1 protein-coding gene is annotated in these 1,463 nt (G+C 54.9%); it reads right to left on the bottom strand.

Features of this window, described 5'->3' with window-relative positions; translation table 11 throughout:
* The coding region (locus tag CRO15_RS19835; RefSeq protein WP_165770013.1) for a midas domain-containing protein at positions 1 to 1,463 on the bottom strand (1,463 nt) is incomplete at both ends.

The raw sequence follows: 1,463 nt of genomic DNA, 5'->3' as shown, positions 1-1,463 counted from the left end.
TTGTTAGGGTCCGAATCAGCATCGTCCACACTGAGGTTGTCAACATAGTTCTTCGTGGCGGCGTCCTGTGCATTGGTAGGGTCGGCCAGGTTCGTGATCGCATTGTTCCCTGCACTGGCATCCTCGCCGATAACGTCCTCAAGGTCCTGGATCTCGTTGTTAGGGTCCGAATCAGCATCGTCCACACTGAGGTTGTCAACATAGTTCTTCGTGGCGGCGTCCTGTGCATTGGTAGGGTCGGCCAGGTTCGTAATGGCGTTGTTCCCTGCACTGGCGTCCTCGCCGATAACGTCCTCAAGGTCCTGGATCTCATTGTTAGGGTCCGAATCAGCATCGTCCACACTGAGGTTGTCAACATAGTTCTTTGTCGCGGCGTCCTGTGCATTGGTAGGGTCGGCCAGGTTCGTAATGGCGTTGTTCCCTGCACTGGCGTCCTCGCCGATAACGTCCTCCAGGTCCTGGATCTCGTTGTTAGGATCCGAATCAGCATCGTCCACACTTATATTGTCAACATAGTTCTTTGTCGCGGCGTCCTGTGCATTGGTAGGGTCGGCCAGGTTCGTAATGGCGTTGTTCCCTGCACTGGCATCCTCGCCGATAACGTCCTCAAGGTCCTGGATCTCGTTGTTAGGGTCCGAATCAGCATCGTCCACACTGAGGTTGTCAACATAGTTCTTTGTCGCGGCGTCCTGTGCATTGGTAGGGTCGGCCAGGTTCGTAATGGCGTTGTTCCCTGCACTGGCGTCCTCGCCGATAACGTCCTCAAGGTCCTGGATCTCGTTGTTAGGATCCGAATCAGCATCGTCCACACTGAGGTTGTCAACATAGTTCTTTGTCGCGGCGTCCTGTGCATTGGTAGGGTCGGCCAGGTTCGTGATCGCATTGTTCCCTGCACTGGCATCCTCGCCGATAACGTCCTCAAGGTCCTGGATCTCGTTGTTAGGGTCCGAATCAGCATCGTCCACACTGAGGTTGTCAACATAGTTCTTTGTCGCGGCGTCCTGTGCATTGGTAGGGTCGGCCAGGTTCGTGATCGCATTGTTCCCTGCACTGGCATCCTCGCCGATAACGTCCTCAAGGTCCTGGATCTCGTTGTTAGGATCGGGGTCAGCATCGTCCACACTGAGGTTGTCAACATAGTTCTTCGTGGCGGCGTCCTGTGCATTGGTAGGGTCGGCCAGGTTCGTAATGGCGTTGTTCCCTGCACTGGCGTCCTCGCCGATAACGTCCTCAAGGTCCTGGATCTCATTGTTAGGGTCCGAATCAGCATCGTCCACACTGAGGTTGTCAACATAGTTCTTTGTCGCGGCGTCCTGTGCATTGGTAGGGTCGGCCAGGTTCGTAATGGCGTTGTTCCCTGCACTGGCATCCTCGCCGATAACGTCCTCAAGGTCCTGGATCTCGTTGTTAGGATCCGAATCAGCATCATCGACACTGAGGTTGTCAACATAGTTCTTCGTGGC

The organism is Flagellimonas pacifica (genome assembly GCF_900215465.1).
Classification (GTDB): Bacteria; Bacteroidota; Bacteroidia; order Flavobacteriales; family Flavobacteriaceae; genus Flagellimonas; species Flagellimonas pacifica.
The sequence above is the reverse complement of the archived record's forward strand: the minus strand, read 5'-3'. Positions and strand labels throughout refer to the sequence as shown.